Here is a 19,133-nt window from a genome sequence, read left to right as displayed (position 1 = left end):
AGTTTGATGTGAAGGTTGCGACAAAAGCAAAGGGACTGATAGAGGTTGACGAGCGCCAGAAAATAACGTTCCCCCATGGGCTTTTGGGTTTTGAGACCCTAAAGGATTATGTGCTTTTCGATGCGGAAAGCCAGCCCTATTATTGGCTCCAGTCCCTGGACAGCGAGCAGGTGGCTTTTATCATTATCAACCCCTTCCTCTTCAGGCCCGACTTCGAGGCTAATATTGACAATGAGGAACTCAAAGCAATCGGTATTGCTGATCCCGGCAAGGCCCTCATCTTTTCAATTGTGACAATACCGCCGTCAGGGCCCATGACCGCCAACCTCCAGGGGCCTCTGGTGATCAACCGCGACAGCCGCCAGGGCCTTCAGGTGATACTTACGGATCAGCGCTGGAAAACCAAGCATGACATTATGGCCGAGCTTCAGACCGCCAATGCCGGGGCAAGGAAGTAGCCATGCTTATACTATCCAGGAAAATCAACGAAAAAATAATGATTGGGGATGATATTTCCATCTCCATCATCGAAATACGGGGGGATCAGGTGCGCCTCGGCGTGGACGCCCCCAAGAAAGTAAAAGTTTTCCGCCAGGAAGTTTTTGACGCTATCAAGGCCGAGAATAAGGCAGCCGCAGAATCGGCGATCGTGATTCCTGAACTGGACTTCGGAGTCAAGCGGGAACCTCTATAAGTTTGCCAGCAAACTTACTCATCCTTATTCGAATCGAATATATTTTCAAAATCCTTATGTATCCCCGTAAACACATCCACCAGGAAGGGATCGAAGTGGCTTTCTTTCCCTTCCAGCATTTTTTGCACAGTGACATCGTGGGCAAGGGCCGGCTTGTAGCTCCGCTCCATCCTGAGGGCGTCATACACATCGCTGATGGTGGTGATGCGGGCAGCCAGGGGTATCATCTCCCCTGAAAGCTGGTAGGGGTAGCCGGAGCCGTCCCAGCGTTCGTGGTGGGAAAGGGCTATCTCCTTGGCCATGGGGTTAGGGTAGGTCGAAAGGATGAAGGCGCCGTTCTTGGTATGCTCCCGCATGAGCGTCCATTCCCAGTCCGCAAGGGGGCCCTGCTTGTTGAGGATATCGTCGGGGGTGCCGATTTTCCCTACATCATGCATGGATGCCAAAAAACCTATGTTGTCAATGAAGTCGGCATCTATGCGGTTGTATTTGGGGTTCTTGCCCCTGAAGAGTTCTTCGGATAAACGCTTTGCGTAATAACTGACCCGGACTATGTGCTTCCCTGTGTCATTGTCCTTGAGCTTTGAAGCTTCAAGGAGGCTCATAAAGACCGATCTTAAGGGGCGGTTGTGTTCTTCGGTGACATCGTCGAAAAGGACCACGAATTCCATGGGGTCTTTGGAATCGAGTTCTGCAGGAAACAGGTGAACCCTGGTCTGGACTGTGGCTACATTTCGGGATTTGATTTTTGCCACACCCTTCCAGGAATAGCCGTTTGTGCCCTCCCTAATGGTCTCGCGTATGGCGCGTATGTCTTCCATCTCAAAGGCTCTGCCGAAGACATCGATGAAGTAATTGCCCGCAAGCTCAAAAAAGCCGGTAAAAAAGTTTTCGCAGGCTTTGTTGGCATAGAGTATCTTCATCATCCTGTCTACAAGGAGCACCGGAAAAATACTGTTGCTGAAGAGGCTGGACTCCGTGGAAGAGCATTTTTGGGCTATTTCTGAGGATGGTTCTTCATCGAGTTCCAGAACCTCGAGAGGTTCAAGGTCGTCGTCGAGTTCTTGGAGTTCAATTTGCTCGTCAGCCATACACCCCAGCTTCTTATTATAAATTAAGGCTCAATTCCGCATCGCTTTTACGCAAATAAAGAGGGCCGGAAAATTCTCTCTCCCTATAATGCAGTATATCATTCATTTGGACAAGTTCCAATAAGCTCAAGGAATTTCCCCGTCTAAATAAAGGAAAAATGGCGAGTCTTTCTGGTTTTTCCAGAATTCGGGCTATCAGGGGGAAGAGCATTTCAGCTCCCGGGCCGCAGAGCGCTATAGGTTCTTTGAGCAGGGTTTCATCATGGGTTCCTGCAATTGCCTCCGCAAGGGTTTCGGGGCTTGCGTCGAGGTAATCGGTGAGCCTTTTGCCGCCCCTGTAAAGGGCCGCATAAAAGCAGCTCTTTTTGGCATCTATGCAGGGGATTGCAAGGCCGGGCCAGATGGAAAACGGGTATGCTATGCAGTCCAGGGTAGGGACTGCTGCCATGGGTATGCCCAGGGCAAGGGAAAGGCCTTTGGCGGCAGCATAGGCTATGCGAAGCCCTGTGAAGGAGCCTGGGCCTTTCATGCAGGCTACAAGTTCAAGCTCTTCTTTTTTAAGTCCAGCGGATTTGAACAGCCAGTCGATCAGCTCCATGAGGAGCTCGGAGTGCCTTGAGCCGGCGTCGATCTCCACATGCCTTGTGCCGTCAGGGGAGGAGAGGGCAGCGGAAAGAACAGATCCTGTGGTGTCGAGGGCCAATATGTTCATGAATTGCCCTGCTTTATGGTGACAACCCGGCTTTCGCCGCTGCCTGAAGAGCTGTCAATCTCAATTTCCACAAAAATTGCCTGGGGGGGCAGGGCATTGGGTATGCGCTCTCCCCATTCGACAACGGCGATTCCGTCGCCCCCAAGGTATTCTTCGCCTCCCATGGCGGCAAAATCGTCATCCCCGGAAAGGCGGTAGGCATCTATATGATAGAAGGGCAGGGGGGGCGAATGGGCTTCGTACTCCGAAACTATGGTATAGGTGGGGCTGGTCACTTCTTCCTCTATTCCAAGGGCTTTGGCTATGCCTTTCGCAAGGCAGGTTTTGCCTGCACCCAAGGGACCCTTAAGCACCAGCACGCTTCCGCGTTTTAAGAGGGGGGCAATTCTTTCCCCGATAGCCATAGTTTCTTCGGCGGACGAGCTTTTTTGGATGGCAGGATGATCAAGTTGCAGGGAGCTTTCCATCGGAATCCAGGGCGCCTATATAGGTTTTGAGTTCCTTATGCAGGGGCACCCGGGGATAATCGATATTTTCCAGCTTAAGTATGCTTATTTCGATTTGGCCTGTAGGCATATGCTCAACCTGGAATTCCAGGGGCGCTTCGATATTTTTATCGATAAGTTCAATCACAGCGATGCCCGTATAAAAGCGCCTGTAATAAATGGGAGTATCTTTCCGGACTATGTTCTTAATCTCTATTATCTTCATTTCAACCTATGCAAATATATTAGCTTTTTTTATATATCGTGGTCAATCACTGTCGTAACCGAAAACCAGGGCGTTTATGTTGTTGAAGGCCCTGCGGGGTACTTTAAGGAATTTAATATGAATGATGGTCCCCACTGCCCCGGAACGGTTGGATCTCAGTACCTGGCCCAGAACGGTGATCATGGAATCGTCGCTGTAATCCACATCTATCTTGAGCCTCGAGCCTACCTGCACAGGGGCCGAGGTTTTTATGGAACAGCCGCCTATGGAAATATCCAGTATAGTGCCTGTAAAACGCCTGGAGTCCACAATGAGTTTGTTCACCTTTTTGCGGCCTTCCTTGGCGGTATCCACATACACAAAATAGAAAACGCAGCCTGATGCGACCGGCTTGCGCCTGTAGCGCCTCTGGGCCAGGGCCTTGGGTTTGCCTGTATGGACAAGCTGGAGGCCGGGGCCATTGGGAGTATCCACAGTGCCTACGACCCTGGAAGCGAAGGCAAAACCCTTGCTCGATTTGGTAAAGAACGAGACGCTGACACTCGTCGCCCTGGCAAGCTTCACAGGCGTTCCCAGGGCATTCCTGGGTATTTCCACCACCATGTTCTCGCCCTTGGACGAAATAACCCGCACAGAGTAGCTGTCCTTTCCTGTCGAAAGCACTGCCGCGGTGTTTTCCGCGATCTGGCTTGTGGAAACGCCGCTGCTTGAGGAAGGCGCCGAATCTATGGTGTTCCGGAGCGAAAAGAGCCGCACCAGCTGCTGCTGGACATCTTCCTCGGTTTCCGCATTCCTCTCTATGGCTTTATAGGCCCGCTTGAAATGCTTGTCCAATAGGGCAGGGCTTCTCATAACCCGCTCAGGATCGCCTACAGCGTCATTGCGGAAAACAAATTCCAGAAGATGGGCCTGATCCTTGTCAAGATTATAGGCTGTCGAAATCCGGTGAAGGGTAAAACCATTGAAACGCCGGGGGCTTGCGGAAGAAGACCCTCCCTTTACCGGGATGGCGCCCGCGCCCCCCCTTCTCGCCAGGTGGGCTATTACCGCAATGACAATGATGGTCCCTATTCCGATGAGGAGTATCATAGCCCCCATGGGATCGTCTTCTTTGAAGTATGAAGGGTTTTGCAAGAGCATTAAATTTCCATAAATCCCAAACATTCTATGTAACCAGCCTCTTTCCTCTATTACTCTATATTATATATATCGGAAGAAAAGCAGTAGATCAGGATACCGTTAATGAAGCGCCTTCTTTAAGCGCCTCAAAGAATTTTATAAGCCTTGGAGCCAGTTCATATTCCGCGAGATCGCCCACAAGGACAGAATCGCGGTTTTCATACGCTGCGGTCAGCTCCTTGAGGGCTGCGCTGAAATCGTCCATAAAGCTTTTTACAGGACTCCCGTCTACAGTAAAACCTTCGATGGAAAGGCCACGGGATTTCAACGCAAAAAGAAGGCGGAAGAGCTTTTCCCCCAGCCGGGTAAAAAGCTGCATGGTTTCTGCGGCCCTCCCGTCCTTACCGGTCTGTATGTCCAGGGGAAGATCTTCGAGCCGACTTGCAATACCCTGAACCGCATTTGCCGCATTTTCAATTTCAGCCCCCGGATCGGAGAGCTCCCTGATGCGCTCCTCGGCGAGTATGCTCAGCTGGGAGGGAGCAAGGCCCTCGCCTTTAAAGGCCCTTGAGGCAAAGCCTGCCATGTCGCTTATTTCCGCAGCCAAAAAAACGCAGGCTGCGCTTTTTTCCCAATCCGATACCAGCGCCTTGCGATCTTCGAAGCCTGCGTTTTCCCAATAGGCGCAGATCCCGCGCAGATCGTTCAAAGCCTGGGCTGCGAGGGCAGGCCAGGTCGAAATGCGTATGTCAAGGTTTTTAATGTCTGAAATTTCACGGCTAAAGAAATCGTCCAGGGCTTTGACGCCTATTTCCTTTCCGTCAATGGACAGGCCGCTCAAGCGGTTGCCCGTGCCTGTAAGCCAGGCTTCGAGGCCTAAAAGTATGTCCCCCACGGTTTTTTCGGTTTCCAGGGTAATATCGGCGGGGCTGCCGTTTATAAAAATGTTCATTGTTTACCTGTTGTTGTTGCTGTTCTGCTGGCTAAAGCGGTCGAGGGTGCCTGACATTTGTTCCATGCGGCTGTAGGCGCTTTCCATCTGGCCGTACTGCACTTTGAGATCCGCTTCCTTGTTTGCAAGCTGCCTGTCCATAGTGTCTATGCGCCGCTTTTCCTGATCGATGCGGTTGTCCACAGTGCCGGTCTTAAGGGCTATAAAGCCGCCGGTCTCCACGTAGGGTTTTGTCATGGTTTCGAGGGAATAGGCCACTCCTGTGTCGGCCAAAAGATCGCCGTTGGTATCGTAGCCGAAAAGCTCCTTTATGCCCGCAAACTTTGTGGCAATGGCCGCGTCCAGGGCTTTCTCGTCAATTTCAAGATAGCCCCTGAGCCGGGAAGGATCGTAGCCCGCGCTGGCGCCGCCCCTGCGTATGTCCGTTCCTACCCCTATCTGGGTCAAAAGGGCCAAATCCCGTTCCAAGGAAGTAGGGTAGGCCACCGATGCAACCCGCTGCAGGGTACTCCTGAACTGGGTCAAGGTAGAATCGGCCTGAAAAGCCCCGAGCCGCTTACGGTAATCGTCCTGCTCTTCTTTGGTAAGATAGGAGAGTTCTTCAATGACTTTGTCATCGGTCCTGGTAAGTATATTGATCTCGGCCATGAGCCTGTTGTAGTTGCCCACAAGGCCTATGATGGCGTCCTTTACCCCTTCGCGGTCGGGCTCCACGTTGAGCTTTACCGGCTTCTCGGTGGCCGCCCTGACAGTGAGGGTAACCCCGGGAAGCAAATCGTCGATATTGTTGGACGAACGCTTTATTTCGATGCCTTCCATTGCGATGATGGCATCCTGGGCCTGGGAAATCGCATTGAGGGGCCTTACGCCGCCTACGCTGGAAGGATCGAAAACCTCGATGTTCCGCAAGGACACATCCCGGTGGGTGTTCCTGTTTGCTATGTCGATGGAGACAATGGTCTTGCCTCCCGATATTTCGTCCAGCCTGTATTGGCGCCCGCTGAAGGAAGCTGAATCCGCCAGTGCGGGGAGCTCTTTCGTGGTACCGTCGGAAAAGCCAAGGGATATGACAGACATATCGTCTACCCGCCTGGGCGGCTGGGGGGGCGTCCATGAGGGAAGCTCCACCTTGGAGGCATCATTCTCGACGACGATGCCGCCGTAGGAAACCGCGCCTGCTGCGGGAATGGAAGGCCCCGGAGGCGGCTTGGGAGGGTTCCATGGTTCGGATGCTTTTAGGGCAGTGGAGGTTTCAAGACGCAAGACAAGGGACGAAGAAGGGGCAAGAGCGGGGCTCACAGCTATGGAAGCCTGTTCCCCTGCCTTTACCATCATGGGTTCCCCCATGATGCTTCTTCGGGTGTCGTAGGATTTTTGCGCCATGCCTGTCTGCTCGCCCAGGCGCTCTGCGGCGTCCTTAAAGCCCAGGCGGTTTTCTTCGCCTGTAACTTTGGATTCGATGAGGAGGGATTTGGATCCCGATGTCACCGATATGATGCTGGCCTGAATCTTGTTCTGGCCCCGGCGGTTCAATGCTTCGGTGAATTCCTTTAAAGAACCGCCCCTGAAATTGAAGGAGATTTCGTCTTTGCCCACAGTGAATGTATACGTTCCGCTCTCAACCTTGAACTTGTCGTCCAGGGGAGTGGAAAGGAAACGGTCCGCCTGGGCTATTTGCTTTACGGTAAAAAAGCGTTCCTGCTCCACCGCTTCGCGGGTGGCTGTCCCCGTGATGGCCCATTCGTCCGAAGAGTTGACTATGCGATCATTGAAAGGGTTCTGAAAAGAGTAGAGGGATCTGGCGCTGTCCCGCAGGGCGCTCATGCGGCGGCCCACGTCCGTCCAATATCCCTTCTCGGTGGTAAGGCGGTCTACATTCTTTTCCGCCCTGTCCTTCGGGATCCGTTCGACCTTCATCAGGTCTTCGATGATTTTTTCTGTATTGAACCGGCTTTTTACCCCCGGTATATAAACATCAGACATATCCCCTTTCCGTAGGGAGCTTCGCTGGAAGTTCCCGGACCCCCCAAGGCCCCCTTTAATTTTAGGGGCCTTCCTAATCCTCCGGCTGGCTAGACTCTTTCGTCAAAGAGGAAGCCGATGGTCTCCTTAATGCGATCATGGAGCCGCTGAAGTTCTTCAGGCGGAAGCACCTTGATCACCTTATCGGTTTGGCTGTCTATAACTTTAACGATAACCTCCTGGGACTCGTGATCCACGACGAACTTGAGTTTTTTGTTAAAGGCAAGGCTGATATGTTCCAGATCCTGAGTTGCAGCCTTGATGTCTATCCGGCGTGTTTCGCCGCCCTTGTCATTTCCCGGCAGGGTTGATTCAAATTGTGCGATGGCGGCGGCTCTTTGTTCCGCGTCAACCCGTGCTTGGCGCACGGCCCTTTCCTGCGGGAGTTCCTGGGCAACGGAACTAACATTGCCGATGGATGCTGCCACTATTTGCATACCCATAGTATACCTCCCTGTAAAATAAATCCCATCAATCCTTGACGGGAGTCGTTGCCAAAAGCGGACAGGGAGCGGCGCGCTTTTCCCTGCCCAACGCTTAAAAGACGACGTCCAGAGGTCTCTTTAGCGTCCGATAAAACCTTAGCCCAGAAGCTGGAGCACTGACTGGGTCCGGACATTGGCCTGAGCCAGCATCGCATTCCCTGCCTGTGACAGTATGGAGTCCTTGGTGTAGTTGACCATCTCCGAAGCCATGTCCGCGTCCCTGATTCGGGATTCGGCAGCCTGAAGATTTTCAGCTGCAATGCCCACGCCCTCTGCTGCCATTTCAAACCTGTTCTGGTAAGCGCCCAGGTCGGCTCTCTGCTTGGAAACCTGCTTTAAAGCGGCGTCCACGGAACCAATTGCCTGGTTGGCATCTTCAGGGGTAGCGATGGTAATGCTACCAGTCTCTCCCTGCGGGGTCTGTAATCCAAGTGCCTGAGCGGTCATGGTGCCGATATAGATCCTTTCGCTCTGATCCATATTGGCGCCTACCTGAAGCAGCATTGTCCTGCCAGCAGCGGATTCCTGGGCAAAAGACCCGGTCAGAAGATTCATACCGTTGAATTGAGCATGGCTCGCAATGCGGTTGATTTCATCGACCAACTGGGATACTTCTACCTGGATCTGCATGCGGTCTTCGTCGGTATAAATACCGTTGGCAGACTGGACAGACAGCTCCCGGAGGCGGTGAAGGATATCCTGAGTTTCCTGGAGATACCCTTCTGTAGCCTGAATGAATGACACGCCGTTCTGAATATTGCGCTCCGCCTGATTCAGCCCCCGGATCTGGCTCCGCATTTTCTCGGAAACCGCAAGCCCGGAAGCATCATCGCCGGCGCGGTTAATCCGCTGGCCGGAGCTGAGCTTTTCAATACTCTTTGCCACGTCTCCCTGGGTTATCCCAAGTTCACGATTGGCATACAGGGCGCTCATGTTGTGATTAATAATCATATAGCCCTCCTTGAGTTGTAATACCAAGGCTGTCCCTAGCCTTAGCCGTACCTCAGGTGGGGAAGACAGAAGCAGGTTCGCGCCGCTGCTTTTGGAGCTTCCTTCTGCAGTACGAAACGGACATCAATTGATTGATATTCGTTCCATACCGCCCTTGGGCAGTGTTTGCACACCCTCAAGAAGAGCATTCTGTCAAAAAACATGGCAAATCGCGGGAATCCATGGGTTTACCCCAGGGACTCCCTGATTACCCTACATTAAAGTATAGTGCTTTATTGGAGAAGCTGCAATACCGAAGTGGTCCGCTGGTTTGCCTGGGCCAGCATGGCAGTCCCCGCCTGGGACAGAATCTGATCCCGGGTATATTCAACCATCTGGTTGGCCATATTGGTATCCCGGATTCTGGATTCGGAAGCCTGCATGTTTTCGGCGCCTATATCAAGGCCGACTACCGCATGCTCAAGCCTGTTCTGGTAAGCGCCCAGATCGGCCCTCTGCTTGTTGATGATCTTGAGGGCGGCGTCCATAACGCCGATGGCCCTGTTGGCATCATCAGGGGTTTCCAGGGAGATGAAGGATTCGTCCCCAACGTTGCGGATTCCCAGGCCCTTGCTGGTCATGGTGCCGATGAATACCTGCTCCCTCTGATCCATGTTGGCGCCTATGTGGAACCACATGGAAGCGGTGGCGATATTCTGCCCGGTCAATCTTGCGAAACGTCCGGTGAGCATATTCATGCCGTTGAACTGGGCATGACTGGCAATGCGGTCAACCTCGTCCACCAGCTGGGACACTTCAACCTGGATGTACATGCGGTCTTCGTCGGAATAGATGCCGTTGGCAGCCTGAACCGAAAGCTCCCTGATCCTCTGGACTATGTCCTGGGTTTCCTGGAGATAGCCTTCAGAGACCTGAACGAAGGAAATGCCGTTTGAAGCGTTGGTGGATGCCTGGTTCAAGCCCCGGATCTGGCTGCGGAGTTTTTCCGATACTGCCAATCCCGAAGCGTCGTCGCCGGCGCGGTTGATACGGAGTCCTGAGGAAAGCTTCTCCATGGACTTGGTAAGGTTATTTTGGGTAACCTTGAGGGACCGATCCGCAAACATAGCGGACAGGTTGTGGTTGATGATCATAGTCATCCTCCTTGATAGTCAGTCCAAAGCATCCTTGCTTTGGTTCGGCGCCGTCCTTTTTGTCTCATCTGCCGCGGACAGAATGAAGCCGGAAAGATAGCACGCCATTCTGATTTTCGGTACATAAGGAGGGATACTTTAGCCTTTTTTATTTTTTATGCTGAAATTCATGGACGAAAAGAGCTATATAGGTTATCTCTATAATATATGGAAAATAAGATGGGCGTCATGCCGGTCAACAAGCTTCTCCTCTCCATGTCTATCCCCATGATGATCTCCATGCTGGTTCAGGCCATGTATAACATTGTGGACAGCCTTTTTGTGGCCCGCCTGGGAGAAAACGCCCTGGCTGCGGTTTCTTTGGCGTTTCCCATACAAAACATGATGATAGCCATAGCTGTAGGGACCTCGGTAGGTGTGAACGCGGTGCTTTCCCGCAGCTTGGGTGAAAAAAACCGCGATGATGTGAACAGGGCGGCCAATAACGGCATTTTCCTTGCGTTCTTAAGCTATTTTGTCTTTTTGATCTTCGGATTGCTGGGAACCAGGGCTTATTTTGCCATGCAGACAGATATCGAAGAGATAATCCAGTTCGGCTATGACTATCTTTTTCTGATCTGCACGGTTTCTTTTGGAATTTTCGGGCAGGTTATCTTTGAAAGGCTCCTTCAATCCACAGGAAGAACTTTTTATACCATGATAACCCAGGGGGTTGGGGCTGTCTTCAACATTATTTTTGACCCCATCCTCATCTTTGGCTTTTTTGGCTTCCCCGCTATGGGGGTGAGGGGAGCGGCTCTGGCCACGGTGATAGGCCAGATTATCTCCATGGGGCTTTCCATTTATTTCAATTTGAAGCATAACCCCGATGTGTATATCAGCTTTAAAAAGTTCCGCCCCCACATAGTTACCATAAGGCGGATTTTTTCGGTTGGATTTCCTTCGATTATTATGATGACCATTGGATCGGTTATGACTTACGGTCTCAATGTGATTTTGCTGGCCCTTTCGTCCACGGCAACAGCGGTTTTCGGGATTTATTTCAGGCTTCAGAGTTTTATTTTTATGCCTGTCTTTGGGCTGAATAACGGGCTTGTTCCCATAATTGCCTACAACTTCGGCGCGCGAAAAAGGGAGAGGATCAAGAAGGCCATCATTATTTCTGTTGCATACGCGGTGGGCATTATGATTTTAGGGACTGTTGTCTTCATGGTTTTCCCCAGGCAGCTTTTGTCGCTTTTTAACGCTTCGCCGAGCATGATGGCGATTGGGGTAAATGCCTTGAGGATACTCAGCACCTGCTTTCCTGTGGCGGGTTTCTGTATTGTCACGGGATCGGTGCTGCAGGCGCTGTTCAACAGCCGCCTTTCGATGATCGTTTCTATATGCAGGCAGCTTGTGGTGCTGCTTCCGGCCGCCTGGATACTGGCGCATTTTGGGGGTCTCGATCTGGTGTGGTGGTCTTTCCCCATTGCGGAAGTTATGTCCCTCATTATGTCGGCGGTCTTTCTCCGCCGGGTCTATCACAGGGAGATTAAGGTACTGGACGAGAAGGCGGTGTATGTGTGAGTTTTACTCGAACTGCTTCTTTATCCAATTAATGCAGAGCCCAAACCACTGGGCTGCCTGGGGAAGGATGAATTCGGGATCCCCGTCATAGGTTTCGGTGTTTGCAAGGGAAAGGCCGTGTTTGCCCTCGGGGAAGATGTGAAGCTCAAAGGGGATAGCGGCCTTCTTTAAAGCCGAAGCGAGGAAGATGCTGTTTTCCACAGGCACCGCGTCATCGGCCCAGGTATGCCAGATAAAAACAGGGGGCATTTTGCTGTGCACCTGCTTTTCCAGGGAAGTAAGTTCCAGGAGATCCGGCCCAGGGTTTGGCCCCAGAAGGGCGTCAAAAGATCCCCTGTGGGCAAACTCCCCGGAGCTTACTACAGGATAGCAGAGCATGAGGGCGTCGGGCCTTGAAAAGGCGGGATCGATGCCCGGAGCCGCGGCAAAGCTGCGGTCATAGAAAACAGAGGCTGAAAGGGCCAGATGGCCTCCTGCAGAAAAGCCCATGATCCCCACTTTGTCGGGATTGAGTTTCCATTCATTGGCATGGCTCCGTATGATCGTGAAAGCCCTGGCTGAATCCAGGAGGGGGACCGGATGATGGCGCGGGGTACAGCTGTACCAGGACACAAAGGCGTGGAAGCCTTCGGCATTGAATCGTATGGCAAGGGCCTCCGCCTCCCTGGGGGAGCACTGGACATACCCTGAACCAGGAAGCACCAGAACGGCCGGGCGGGGGGCATCGCTTTTTAATATGTAGCAGTCCAGGGTGGGTCTGAAACCATCCTCTCCTGCGCCCGGATAATTGAATCCTTCCCATAGATCCAAAGTAAATGCTTTCATTATCTTCCCCCTTGCACTATATTATAGGTAATACATTTTATTGGGGTAGTATAATGAAAATCGGTATCAGTTCCTATTGCTTCTCGAAACTTTTCAAGGCAGGAAATTTTACCCTTTTTGACGCTATTGAATATGCAAAGAAAATCGGCTTTGACGCCATAGAATTTACCGATCTCCCAGCCCTGAAGGGCGCCCTTCAGGGCACAGCCTCGGGGAAAACTACCGCTGATTTTGCCCTTGATGTGCGCAAAGCCTGCGAAAAGGCCGGTCTTGAAATCACCTGCTATGCAGTAAGCGCAGATCTGCTTTACGGTTCTGACGGGGATACGAAGAAAGAAATTGAGCGCATCAAAGGCTGCGTGGACATAGCGAAAATCCTGGGCGCTTCGCATCTCCGCCACGACGCCTGCTGGGGATTAAAGGATACTTCAAAGGGGAGAAACTGGCGGGACGCAATCAGGATCATGGCCCCGGCTATACGGGAAATTACCGAATATGCCGCCGGCCAGGGCATACGTACCATGACCGAAAACCACGGCTATTTTTTGCAGGATTCAGCGCGTATGGAAAAGCTGGTTCTGGCAGTGGATCATCCCAACTACGGACTCCTCGTGGATATGGGCAACTTCATGTGCGCCGATGAGGAGAGCGTAAAGGCTCTTGCAAATGCGATGCCCTATGCCTTCCATGTTCACGCCAAAGATTTTCTTTGGAAAAGCGGGGCAGAACCCCAGCCCGATGATTCCTGGTTCCCCACCAGGGCCGGGAACCATCTGCGGGGTACCATTCTGGGGCATGGGGTGGTGTCGGTTGCCCAGTGCCTTGATTATATCAAGGGCTGCAATTATCAGGGAACTATATCCCTTGAATTCGAAGGTTCCGAAGAGCCCCTTGAGGCGGTGCGCAGGGGGTATGAGTTTTTGAAGGGGCATAGCACCAGATAACTATGATATAATCAAATTGATCTGCGAGAGTTGAATTTCAAATCGTATTAAGGAGTATGAGCATGGAAAAAAATTTGAAGCGGTTTGCAGCGATCATTCTGTTGATGGCCGCGCTTTTTTCAGCGGCCTGCCGCAATTTGCCGGGGACTGCAGGGCCGGTTTCGGGAACTGGCAGTAGTACTGCTATAGCCAAAGGCTTTGGCGGGGATGTATCCGTCACGGTGACCGTAAAGGATGGTCGGATCACCGATGTGACCGCCCTGGGACCCCAAGAGACCCAGGGGATTGGTAGCAATGCTATTGATCGGCTGCCTCCAGCCATGGTGGCGGTTAATAGCGTTAAGGTGGATTCCGTATCCGGGGCGACCAATACCTCACGGGCGATCCTCTCCGCCGCTTCCCGGGCTTATGCTGCCGCTACTGGTCAGCCCCTTGCTTTGGCCAATGTCAAAATGGCTCCCGGAACCTACACTAACCCGGTGTGGGCTTTCTCGGTAAACACCAGGATGGAAGTGGCAGTTACCGTCAGTGAAAACCGGATTCTCGCAATTGATGTGAAGAATAATGATGAAACCCTGCCAATACTCCGGAGTGCCAAGGAACTGCTGATTCCCCGAATTCTTGAGGGGCAGTCCATTTCCATTGATGCGATTACCGGGGCAACTGGTTCCTCAAGCGGGATCAGATCCGGTGTGGCTCTTGCCCTTGAACAGGCGCTGGCTGCCGGCGGCTCGGATCCCTCGGCGATTGAAAATTTCCAGGTCACCCCTGCCAAGGTAACCGGGGTAACCCGGACCCTGGATTACGACATATTGGTAATCGGTATGGGCGGCAGCGGTTCTGCTGCGGCGATGAGTGCGGCGGAAACCCAAAAGGCGGCAGGCCGGAACGTCAGCGTCCTCGCCATCGACAAGGCGGGCAAGTATGGCGGTACCTCATCGGTGACTTCCGAGATGATGGCGATCAACCCGCCCCGGTTTATGGCAGCCCACAACAACGAGGTGGCCAAAGTGCAGCTCGGTGTGTTTGCCCGTCCCCTGCCGGACACCCGGCGGAACAAGTCAGTATATGTGGAACGGTCAGTGCTGAAGCAAGCCTGGCTTGAATACACCGAAGGAGATGCCAAGGAAGATCTCCTCGACCTGATGCTGGACCACTCCGGGGAAACCTTGGACTGGCTTGTCAATGAGCACGGGTTTGTCTTCGGCCTTCCCCAGTTGGGGGTGGAGCCCTCGGCGACTTATTACGTGGTATTCCAGTATAACGGCAGTTTTATGGACAACAAGCACCTGATCATCGCCTACTTCGACAAGCTCTACGATGATTATCTCAAGTTGGGCGGCAAATACATGCTGGAGACTGAAGCTTACGAGCTGATCTACGATCAGGCCGGGGGCAAGGTTGTCGGAGCCAAAGCCAGGAGTGTAGATGGTACCGAGTATATCATCAACGCCAAATCAGTAGTGCTGGCCACTGGTGGTTTTGCCGGTAATGGAGAAATGACCTCCACCCTGCTCAGCGAAAAGTACTTCCCCCTCCAGGGTACCTGGAACCAGGTCGGTATGCACCAGAACGACGGCAAGATGATCCAGTCTGCCCTGAATATCGGCGCGGGAACCTACAACATCGGAATGACCCCTATTGTTCACATTGGCGGCGGCCGCCAACTCATTCACGATTTCGAAACCACCACGGTGCGGGTCAATGGCCAGGATCGACCTTATGCCCTTAACGATATACCGATGATCATGGCCATCAGCGGGAATGTCCTTTCGGTGAGCAAACGGGCTGAACGGTTCAGTGATGAGTCGGGACTTGGCTTCCTCGAACCCTGGAAGGGCGGGCCTGAATTCTATTCAATCTGGTCCCAGGATCAGATCGACAAGGTGCGCTCTAAAGGCTTCGACACTGTAACCGTGGGGGCCTTTATAAGCCAGGGCGGGGTTCCTACGGGGTACCCCATCTCGAATATTGATGAGGTTATCAATGCGGCGATTGCCCACGGCATCAGCTGCAAGGCCGATACCCTGGAAGGTCTTGCCCGGCAGTTAAAAATCGATCCGGCAAAGCTCGCGGCGACGGTACAGAAGTACAATGGGTACTGCAATACCGGGGTTGACGCAGACTTCCACAAAGCCAAGGAGTTCCTCGTTCCGCTGGGCAGCAGCGGCCCTTATTATGCATTCCTTGGGGCGCCTTACTGCTACAGCACTACTGGCGGCCTGGATGTGAACACCAGCCTCCAGGTTCTCCGTTCAGGCAGTACCGCCCCAATACCTGGGCTCTATGCTTCCGGTACGGACTGCCTCGGGGTCCTGCTCACTGAGAAGAAAGCCTATGTCACTTACGGCGGTCTCGCCCAGGGCTGGGCCTTTACCTCGGGCAAACTCGCCGGAGCCAGCGCCGCCCGGAGCGCTAACTGAACTGACTGGCTATTCCCTGGCAGCGGATGCGCTCATCAGCACGCTCTTCCACTGCCAGGCTATGGGGCCTTCCTTGACGCGTTCCTGCAAGGCATCCCTGAGGGTGTAGAAATCTTTTTCCCCCAGAGCCTGGAAGATGCTGCTGCCCCAGCTTGAGCGGGCAGGATCGAACCAGGCCTGGAGATCCTTTGCGGTAAGAAGGCGTTCTTCTTTCTGTTCTATCAGAGTGACGGAGGTTTTGAATCCTGCTTCTGTAAAGCTTTTTTCGAGCAGCGCGGCATCCCAATTCCAGCGGGCCGCATCGTCGCCTAAAGTGTTAAAGAAGCTCTCCTCTGCCTTTTTAAGTTTTTTGACGAGGCTTGCAGGGACGGGGGCTGTTTTCTTTGCGCTTCCCTGGGCGATTGTTTCTTCACTCAATATCCTTGAAATCCTTTCGCCCAAAAGGGGAGGGGACTGGAGCAGCACAATAGTGCCTTTTGGGGCCAGGAGTTTTTTGGCCTGCAGGGCAAAGGCTGAAAAGGCCCCGGGCCCCGGAGCAACCCTGCGCCAGGGTTCGCGGGCAAAGATATGATCGAATTGGGATGTGGAAAAATTTTCTTCCGCTTCTTTTGGATCAGGCAGATTGCCCGGCATGTTCCCGGGGGTTTGAACCTTAATTAAGGGCTGTTCAGCTTCATCCAAAGCCGCTGCAAAACGAAGCAGGGCTTCTTTTGCGGCTTCGGTATCGACCAGGGCGGCGCAGAGACCTTCGGGGGCGCGTCTCAGGCTTTCCCAGAGGAGGAGGCCGTCGTTGGCCTGGGCAATTAGAATGCGGTGGTGCCGGGAAATTTCGGAAGCCCCCAGAATGGCGTCCCTGTCGGAAAGGAGCAGGCTGCTGCGGCCCGATTCGAGCCGCTTGAACCAGCCTTCGCGGCCTTTCGAAGCTGCGGACCAGGTGAGGATTTCGCCTTCCGCGGCATTGGCTGCATTCTCGCTCATGTCGCCTAAAATCACTGCGGCCTGGACTTCCCGCTTCTTCTGGACTTCGTCGCGTATATGGCCTTCGTAGCCTACTGTCGAAGGGGCATAGAAGGTTTTGCCCTTGAGAGCCGTGGGGAGGTACTGCTGGGCTGCCCAGTGATCCCGGTACGCATGAGGATAGATATAGCCTTCGCCGTGGCCGAAGCCTTCGGCGTCTCTGCTTGCGTCCCGCAGGTGGTTGGGCACTTCCGCGTCTTCCTTGTCAACTTCCGCAAGGGCATCGAAAAAGGCCAGAGTGGTATTGGATTTGGGGGCTGTCGCAAGGTAGAGGCAGGCCATGGACAGGGCGAAATTCCCTTCGGGGAAACCGATGCGGTCAAAAGCTTCTGCGCAGGCCATGACCTCCCTGATGGCATTGGGATCGGCCAGGCCCACGTCTTCCATTGCGAGTATTATCATGCGCCTGAAAATAAACGAAGGGTCTTCGCCGGCCCTCACCATTTTGGCAAGCCAGTAAAGGGCAGCGTCAGGGTCGCTCCCCCTGACGCTTTTGATGAAGGCGCTGATGGTATCGAAATGGTAATCGCCGTCCCGGTCGTAGAGGACCGCCCGGCGCTGTATGCTTTCTTCGGCTGCCTCAAAGCTCACCTTGATTTCGGCGCCCGGAGGGGGAGGCCATTGCAAAACAGCTTTGCCGTCTTGCACGGACGTTTCTATTGAAAGCTCCAGGGCGTTGAGAAGGCTCCGGGCATCGCCTCCTGAAACTTCCACAAGATGTTCCAGGGCGCCTTCTTCGAAAACCACTTTCCATTTGCCATAGCCCCGTTCCCTGTCGGTCAGGGTGCGTTCCGCGACTTTTCGTAGATCCTCTAACTTAATAGGTTTAAGCTGAAAAATGCGGCTTCGTGAGACCAGGGCGCGGTTGACCTCGAAAAAGGGGTTTTCCGTGGTGGCCCCGATGAGGATCACAGTGCCGTTCTCCACCCAGGGGAGGAGCGCGTCCTGCTGGGCTTTATTCCAGCGGTGGACTTCGTCTACAAAGAGTATGGTGCGCTTGCCGTAGAGCCGCCGCCTTTCGTCGGAGCGGTCTATGACTTCCCGTATGTCTTTAATGCCTGTTAATACGGCGTTGAGGCTTTCGAAGGTGCTGCGGGTAGTGTTGGCAATGACCCTGGCAAGGCTGGTTTTGCCTGTGCCCGGGGGGCCGTAAAAAATCAGGGAAGAAAGGCGGTCTGCCTGTATTGCCCTGCGGAGGAGCCTTCCGGGGCCGACTATATGATCCTGGCCTATGACATCGTCCAGGGTTTGGGGCCTCATGCGGTCCGCCAGAGGACCCTGCTCCCCGGCATTCCCCCCCGAGGCAAAGAGATCGCTCACGCGGATTTATCTTTGCAGAGGCTTATTCTTCGGCATTCCATAAGCCGCCCCTCAGGGACTGGAGGCCGTTGTTGGCAGTGGAGGCGAAGATCACCGGTTCTCTGGGAACCTGGAGTATATGGAACACCGAATACCGCGCGATGCTGGCATCGTATTTTTTGCGATCCTCCAGGGCGACGCTGGACGGGATTATGCTGCCCGGAGAGTTCACCTCGACATGGATAGGCGGCATGAACGGCTTCCCTGCTGAATCCAGTTCTATTTCCCTGTACCCCTTGCTGTAGCTGCTTCTGCTCTGCATTCCCAGAAGCAGGAGTTTGGACTCCCACACCCCTGCGGGAGCAACTTCAGTGCCTGTATTTATATATTCCTTCCAGATTGACATGCCCCCGGTATAGTTTGGGCCGCCTGTAGATATGGCTATAAAATCTGAACCATCATACGCAAGTATCTGACCGCCCCTGGTAACCGCTGTAATAACGCCATTCACATTCAGAATCCCTGTTACCTGCGCGCCTGCGGCGACTTGCGCTGTACCGCTGAGAAGATCCGTTATAAATATCCCGTTTCCAAAGGTCGCGATATAGAAATTTCCGGAACCATCCGCCGCAGCCCCGCTGAGCTGGGAAGAACTATTGGCAGGCATATCCGGGACCTCCTGGAGATCGGCGGCGCCATCAGTGTAAAAAACCTTCCAATTGCCGCCCTGGCTTCCCCCGGCAAAGAGTCTCTCGCCGGCGCCGTAAATGTATTGGAGCGAAAAGCCCTCCGCATCCCCCTTGCCGATAGTGCTCCAGGTTTCACCGGAAACAGGGTATTTTTTCAGGGAGGCGTTCATCCGGTCGCCGCCGGTCAGGGCATAGAGGTCTGTCCCATCAGACGCAAGGCCTATGACCCTTCCCCCGTTGCTTCCGAATGTGCTCCAGCCTCCCTCATATTTGTGTATGGTTCCTGAGCCTATGCTGGCCGCGTAGACCGCATTGCCTATGGCAACGATATTTGCGGGGGTGCCGGCGATGCGGGGGTCTTTGGGTTCCTGCTCGGCGGCGATGCCTGAAAAAATCGAGTCCTGCGCGCATGACAGGGCCAGGGCCATAATGAGGGGAAGCAAAAAGGCGAAAGCCCTAAGCTTTCCTCCAAAGCGTTTTGTCATATACATTAACCT

Annotated in this window: 18 protein-coding genes and 1 pseudogene; 6 read left to right on the top strand and 13 right to left on the bottom strand. The window is 53.5% G+C overall.

The genetic code is table 11. From position 1 onward, the window contains the following. Positions 1-8: 8 nt before the first annotated feature. Positions 9-458: a flagellar assembly protein FliW gene (gene fliW / locus TREAZ_RS09415; protein ID WP_015711611.1), complete on the top strand. Its 450-nt coding sequence runs from the start codon at positions 9-11 to the stop codon at positions 456-458. A gap of 2 nt (positions 459-460) precedes the next feature. Further along, positions 461-694: a carbon storage regulator CsrA gene (gene csrA / locus TREAZ_RS09410; protein WP_015711610.1), complete on the top strand. Its 234-nt coding sequence runs from the start codon at positions 461-463 to the stop codon at positions 692-694. Positions 695-708: 14 nt separating this feature from the next. Here the strand turns inward: csrA and TREAZ_RS09405 are convergent, their stop codons facing one another. The 10 genes from TREAZ_RS09405 to TREAZ_RS09360 all read right to left on the bottom strand — a co-directional run bounded on the left by TREAZ_RS09405 (position 709) and on the right by TREAZ_RS09360 (position 9,870). Further along, positions 709-1,785: an HD domain-containing phosphohydrolase gene (locus TREAZ_RS09405; RefSeq protein ID WP_015711609.1), complete on the bottom strand. Its 1,077-nt coding sequence runs from the start codon at positions 1,783-1,785 to the stop codon at positions 709-711. 16 nt (positions 1,786-1,801) lie between these two features. Further along, positions 1,802-2,497, bottom strand: a complete 696-nt coding sequence (gene tsaB / locus TREAZ_RS09400) for a tRNA (adenosine(37)-N6)-threonylcarbamoyltransferase complex dimerization subunit type 1 TsaB (RefSeq protein ID WP_015711608.1) — start codon at positions 2,495-2,497, stop codon at positions 1,802-1,804. Beyond that, on the bottom strand, positions 2,494-2,964 hold the full coding sequence (gene tsaE / locus TREAZ_RS09395; RefSeq protein ID WP_015711607.1) for a tRNA (adenosine(37)-N6)-threonylcarbamoyltransferase complex ATPase subunit type 1 TsaE: 471 nt from the start codon (positions 2,962-2,964) through the stop codon (positions 2,494-2,496). The genes tsaB and tsaE overlap by 4 nt, the downstream gene beginning before the upstream one ends. Then, on the bottom strand, positions 2,942-3,208 hold the full coding sequence (locus TREAZ_RS09390; RefSeq protein WP_015711606.1) for a hypothetical protein: 267 nt from the start codon (positions 3,206-3,208) through the stop codon (positions 2,942-2,944). The genes tsaE and TREAZ_RS09390 overlap by 23 nt, the downstream gene beginning before the upstream one ends. Positions 3,209-3,250: 42 nt before the next feature. After that, entirely contained in the window at positions 3,251-4,348 is a 1,098-nt protein-coding gene (locus TREAZ_RS09385; RefSeq protein WP_169312627.1) for a flagellar brake protein, read from the bottom strand. Positions 4,349-4,436: 88 nt separating this feature from the next. Beyond that, on the bottom strand, positions 4,437-5,279 hold the full coding sequence (locus tag TREAZ_RS09380; protein ID WP_015711604.1) for a hypothetical protein: 843 nt from the start codon (positions 5,277-5,279) through the stop codon (positions 4,437-4,439). Between the two features lie 3 nt (positions 5,280-5,282). After that, positions 5,283-7,262 carry a flagellar filament capping protein FliD gene (gene fliD, locus TREAZ_RS09375; RefSeq protein WP_015711603.1) on the bottom strand — a complete coding sequence of 660 codons (1,980 nt, stop codon included), beginning with the start codon at positions 7,260-7,262 and terminating at the stop codon, positions 5,283-5,285. A gap of 89 nt (positions 7,263-7,351) precedes the next feature. Further along, complete coding sequence (locus tag TREAZ_RS09370; RefSeq protein WP_043923429.1) at positions 7,352-7,738, bottom strand: flagellar protein FlaG; 387 nt, start codon at positions 7,736-7,738, stop codon at positions 7,352-7,354. 144 nt (positions 7,739-7,882) lie between these two features. Then, the gene (locus tag TREAZ_RS09365; RefSeq protein ID WP_015711600.1) at positions 7,883-8,737 is read right to left on the bottom strand and encodes a flagellin N-terminal helical domain-containing protein; all 855 of its coding nucleotides are present in this window, start codon (positions 8,735-8,737) and stop codon (positions 7,883-7,885) included. Positions 8,738-9,009: 272 nt separating this feature from the next. Beyond that, positions 9,010-9,870 (bottom strand): flagellin N-terminal helical domain-containing protein, encoded by an 861-nt coding sequence (locus TREAZ_RS09360; protein ID WP_015711599.1) that lies wholly within the window; start codon positions 9,868-9,870, stop codon positions 9,010-9,012. A gap of 207 nt (positions 9,871-10,077) precedes the next feature. On the opposite strand from TREAZ_RS09360, the gene TREAZ_RS09355 reads away from it, so the two are divergent. Further along, on the top strand, positions 10,078-11,439 hold the full coding sequence (locus TREAZ_RS09355; protein WP_148257781.1) for an MATE family efflux transporter: 1,362 nt from the start codon (positions 10,078-10,080) through the stop codon (positions 11,437-11,439). A 3-nt stretch (positions 11,440-11,442) separates the two neighbouring features. Here the strand turns inward: TREAZ_RS09355 and TREAZ_RS09350 are convergent, their stop codons facing one another. Continuing rightward, positions 11,443-12,264 carry an alpha/beta hydrolase gene (locus TREAZ_RS09350; RefSeq protein WP_015711597.1) on the bottom strand — a complete coding sequence of 274 codons (822 nt, stop codon included), beginning with the start codon at positions 12,262-12,264 and terminating at the stop codon, positions 11,443-11,445. A gap of 53 nt (positions 12,265-12,317) precedes the next feature. Here TREAZ_RS09350 and TREAZ_RS09345 point away from each other — a divergent pair, with 53 nt between their 5' ends. The 3 genes and pseudogenes from TREAZ_RS09345 (at position 12,318) to TREAZ_RS09340 (ending at position 15,631) form a co-directional block, all read left to right on the top strand. Further along, positions 12,318-13,208: a sugar phosphate isomerase/epimerase family protein gene (locus TREAZ_RS09345; protein ID WP_015711596.1), complete on the top strand. Its 891-nt coding sequence runs from the start codon at positions 12,318-12,320 to the stop codon at positions 13,206-13,208. A gap of 56 nt (positions 13,209-13,264) precedes the next feature. Beyond that, a pseudogene (locus TREAZ_RS18750) lies at positions 13,265-13,906 on the top strand (FMN-binding protein); the annotation flags it as partial. Continuing rightward, positions 13,901-15,631 carry an FAD-dependent oxidoreductase gene (locus tag TREAZ_RS09340; protein ID WP_425357478.1) on the top strand — a complete coding sequence of 577 codons (1,731 nt, stop codon included), beginning with the start codon at positions 13,901-13,903 and terminating at the stop codon, positions 15,629-15,631. The pseudogene TREAZ_RS18750 and the gene TREAZ_RS09340, both read left to right, overlap by 6 nt. A gap of 9 nt (positions 15,632-15,640) precedes the next feature. On the opposite strand, the gene TREAZ_RS09335 is transcribed toward TREAZ_RS09340, so the two are convergent. Next, the gene (locus tag TREAZ_RS09335; protein ID WP_015711594.1) at positions 15,641-17,968 is read right to left on the bottom strand and encodes an AAA family ATPase; all 2,328 of its coding nucleotides are present in this window, start codon (positions 17,966-17,968) and stop codon (positions 15,641-15,643) included. Positions 17,969-17,990: 22 nt separating this feature from the next. Continuing rightward, entirely contained in the window at positions 17,991-19,121 is a 1,131-nt protein-coding gene (locus TREAZ_RS09330; protein WP_015711593.1) for a putative lipoprotein, read from the bottom strand. Positions 19,122-19,133: the final 12 nt, after the last annotated feature.

This window comes from Leadbettera azotonutricia ZAS-9, from assembly GCF_000214355.1.
In the GTDB taxonomy this organism is placed as follows: Bacteria; Spirochaetota; Spirochaetia; order Treponematales; family Breznakiellaceae; genus Leadbettera; species Leadbettera azotonutricia.
This window is presented reverse-complemented; position numbering and strand designations above follow the sequence as displayed.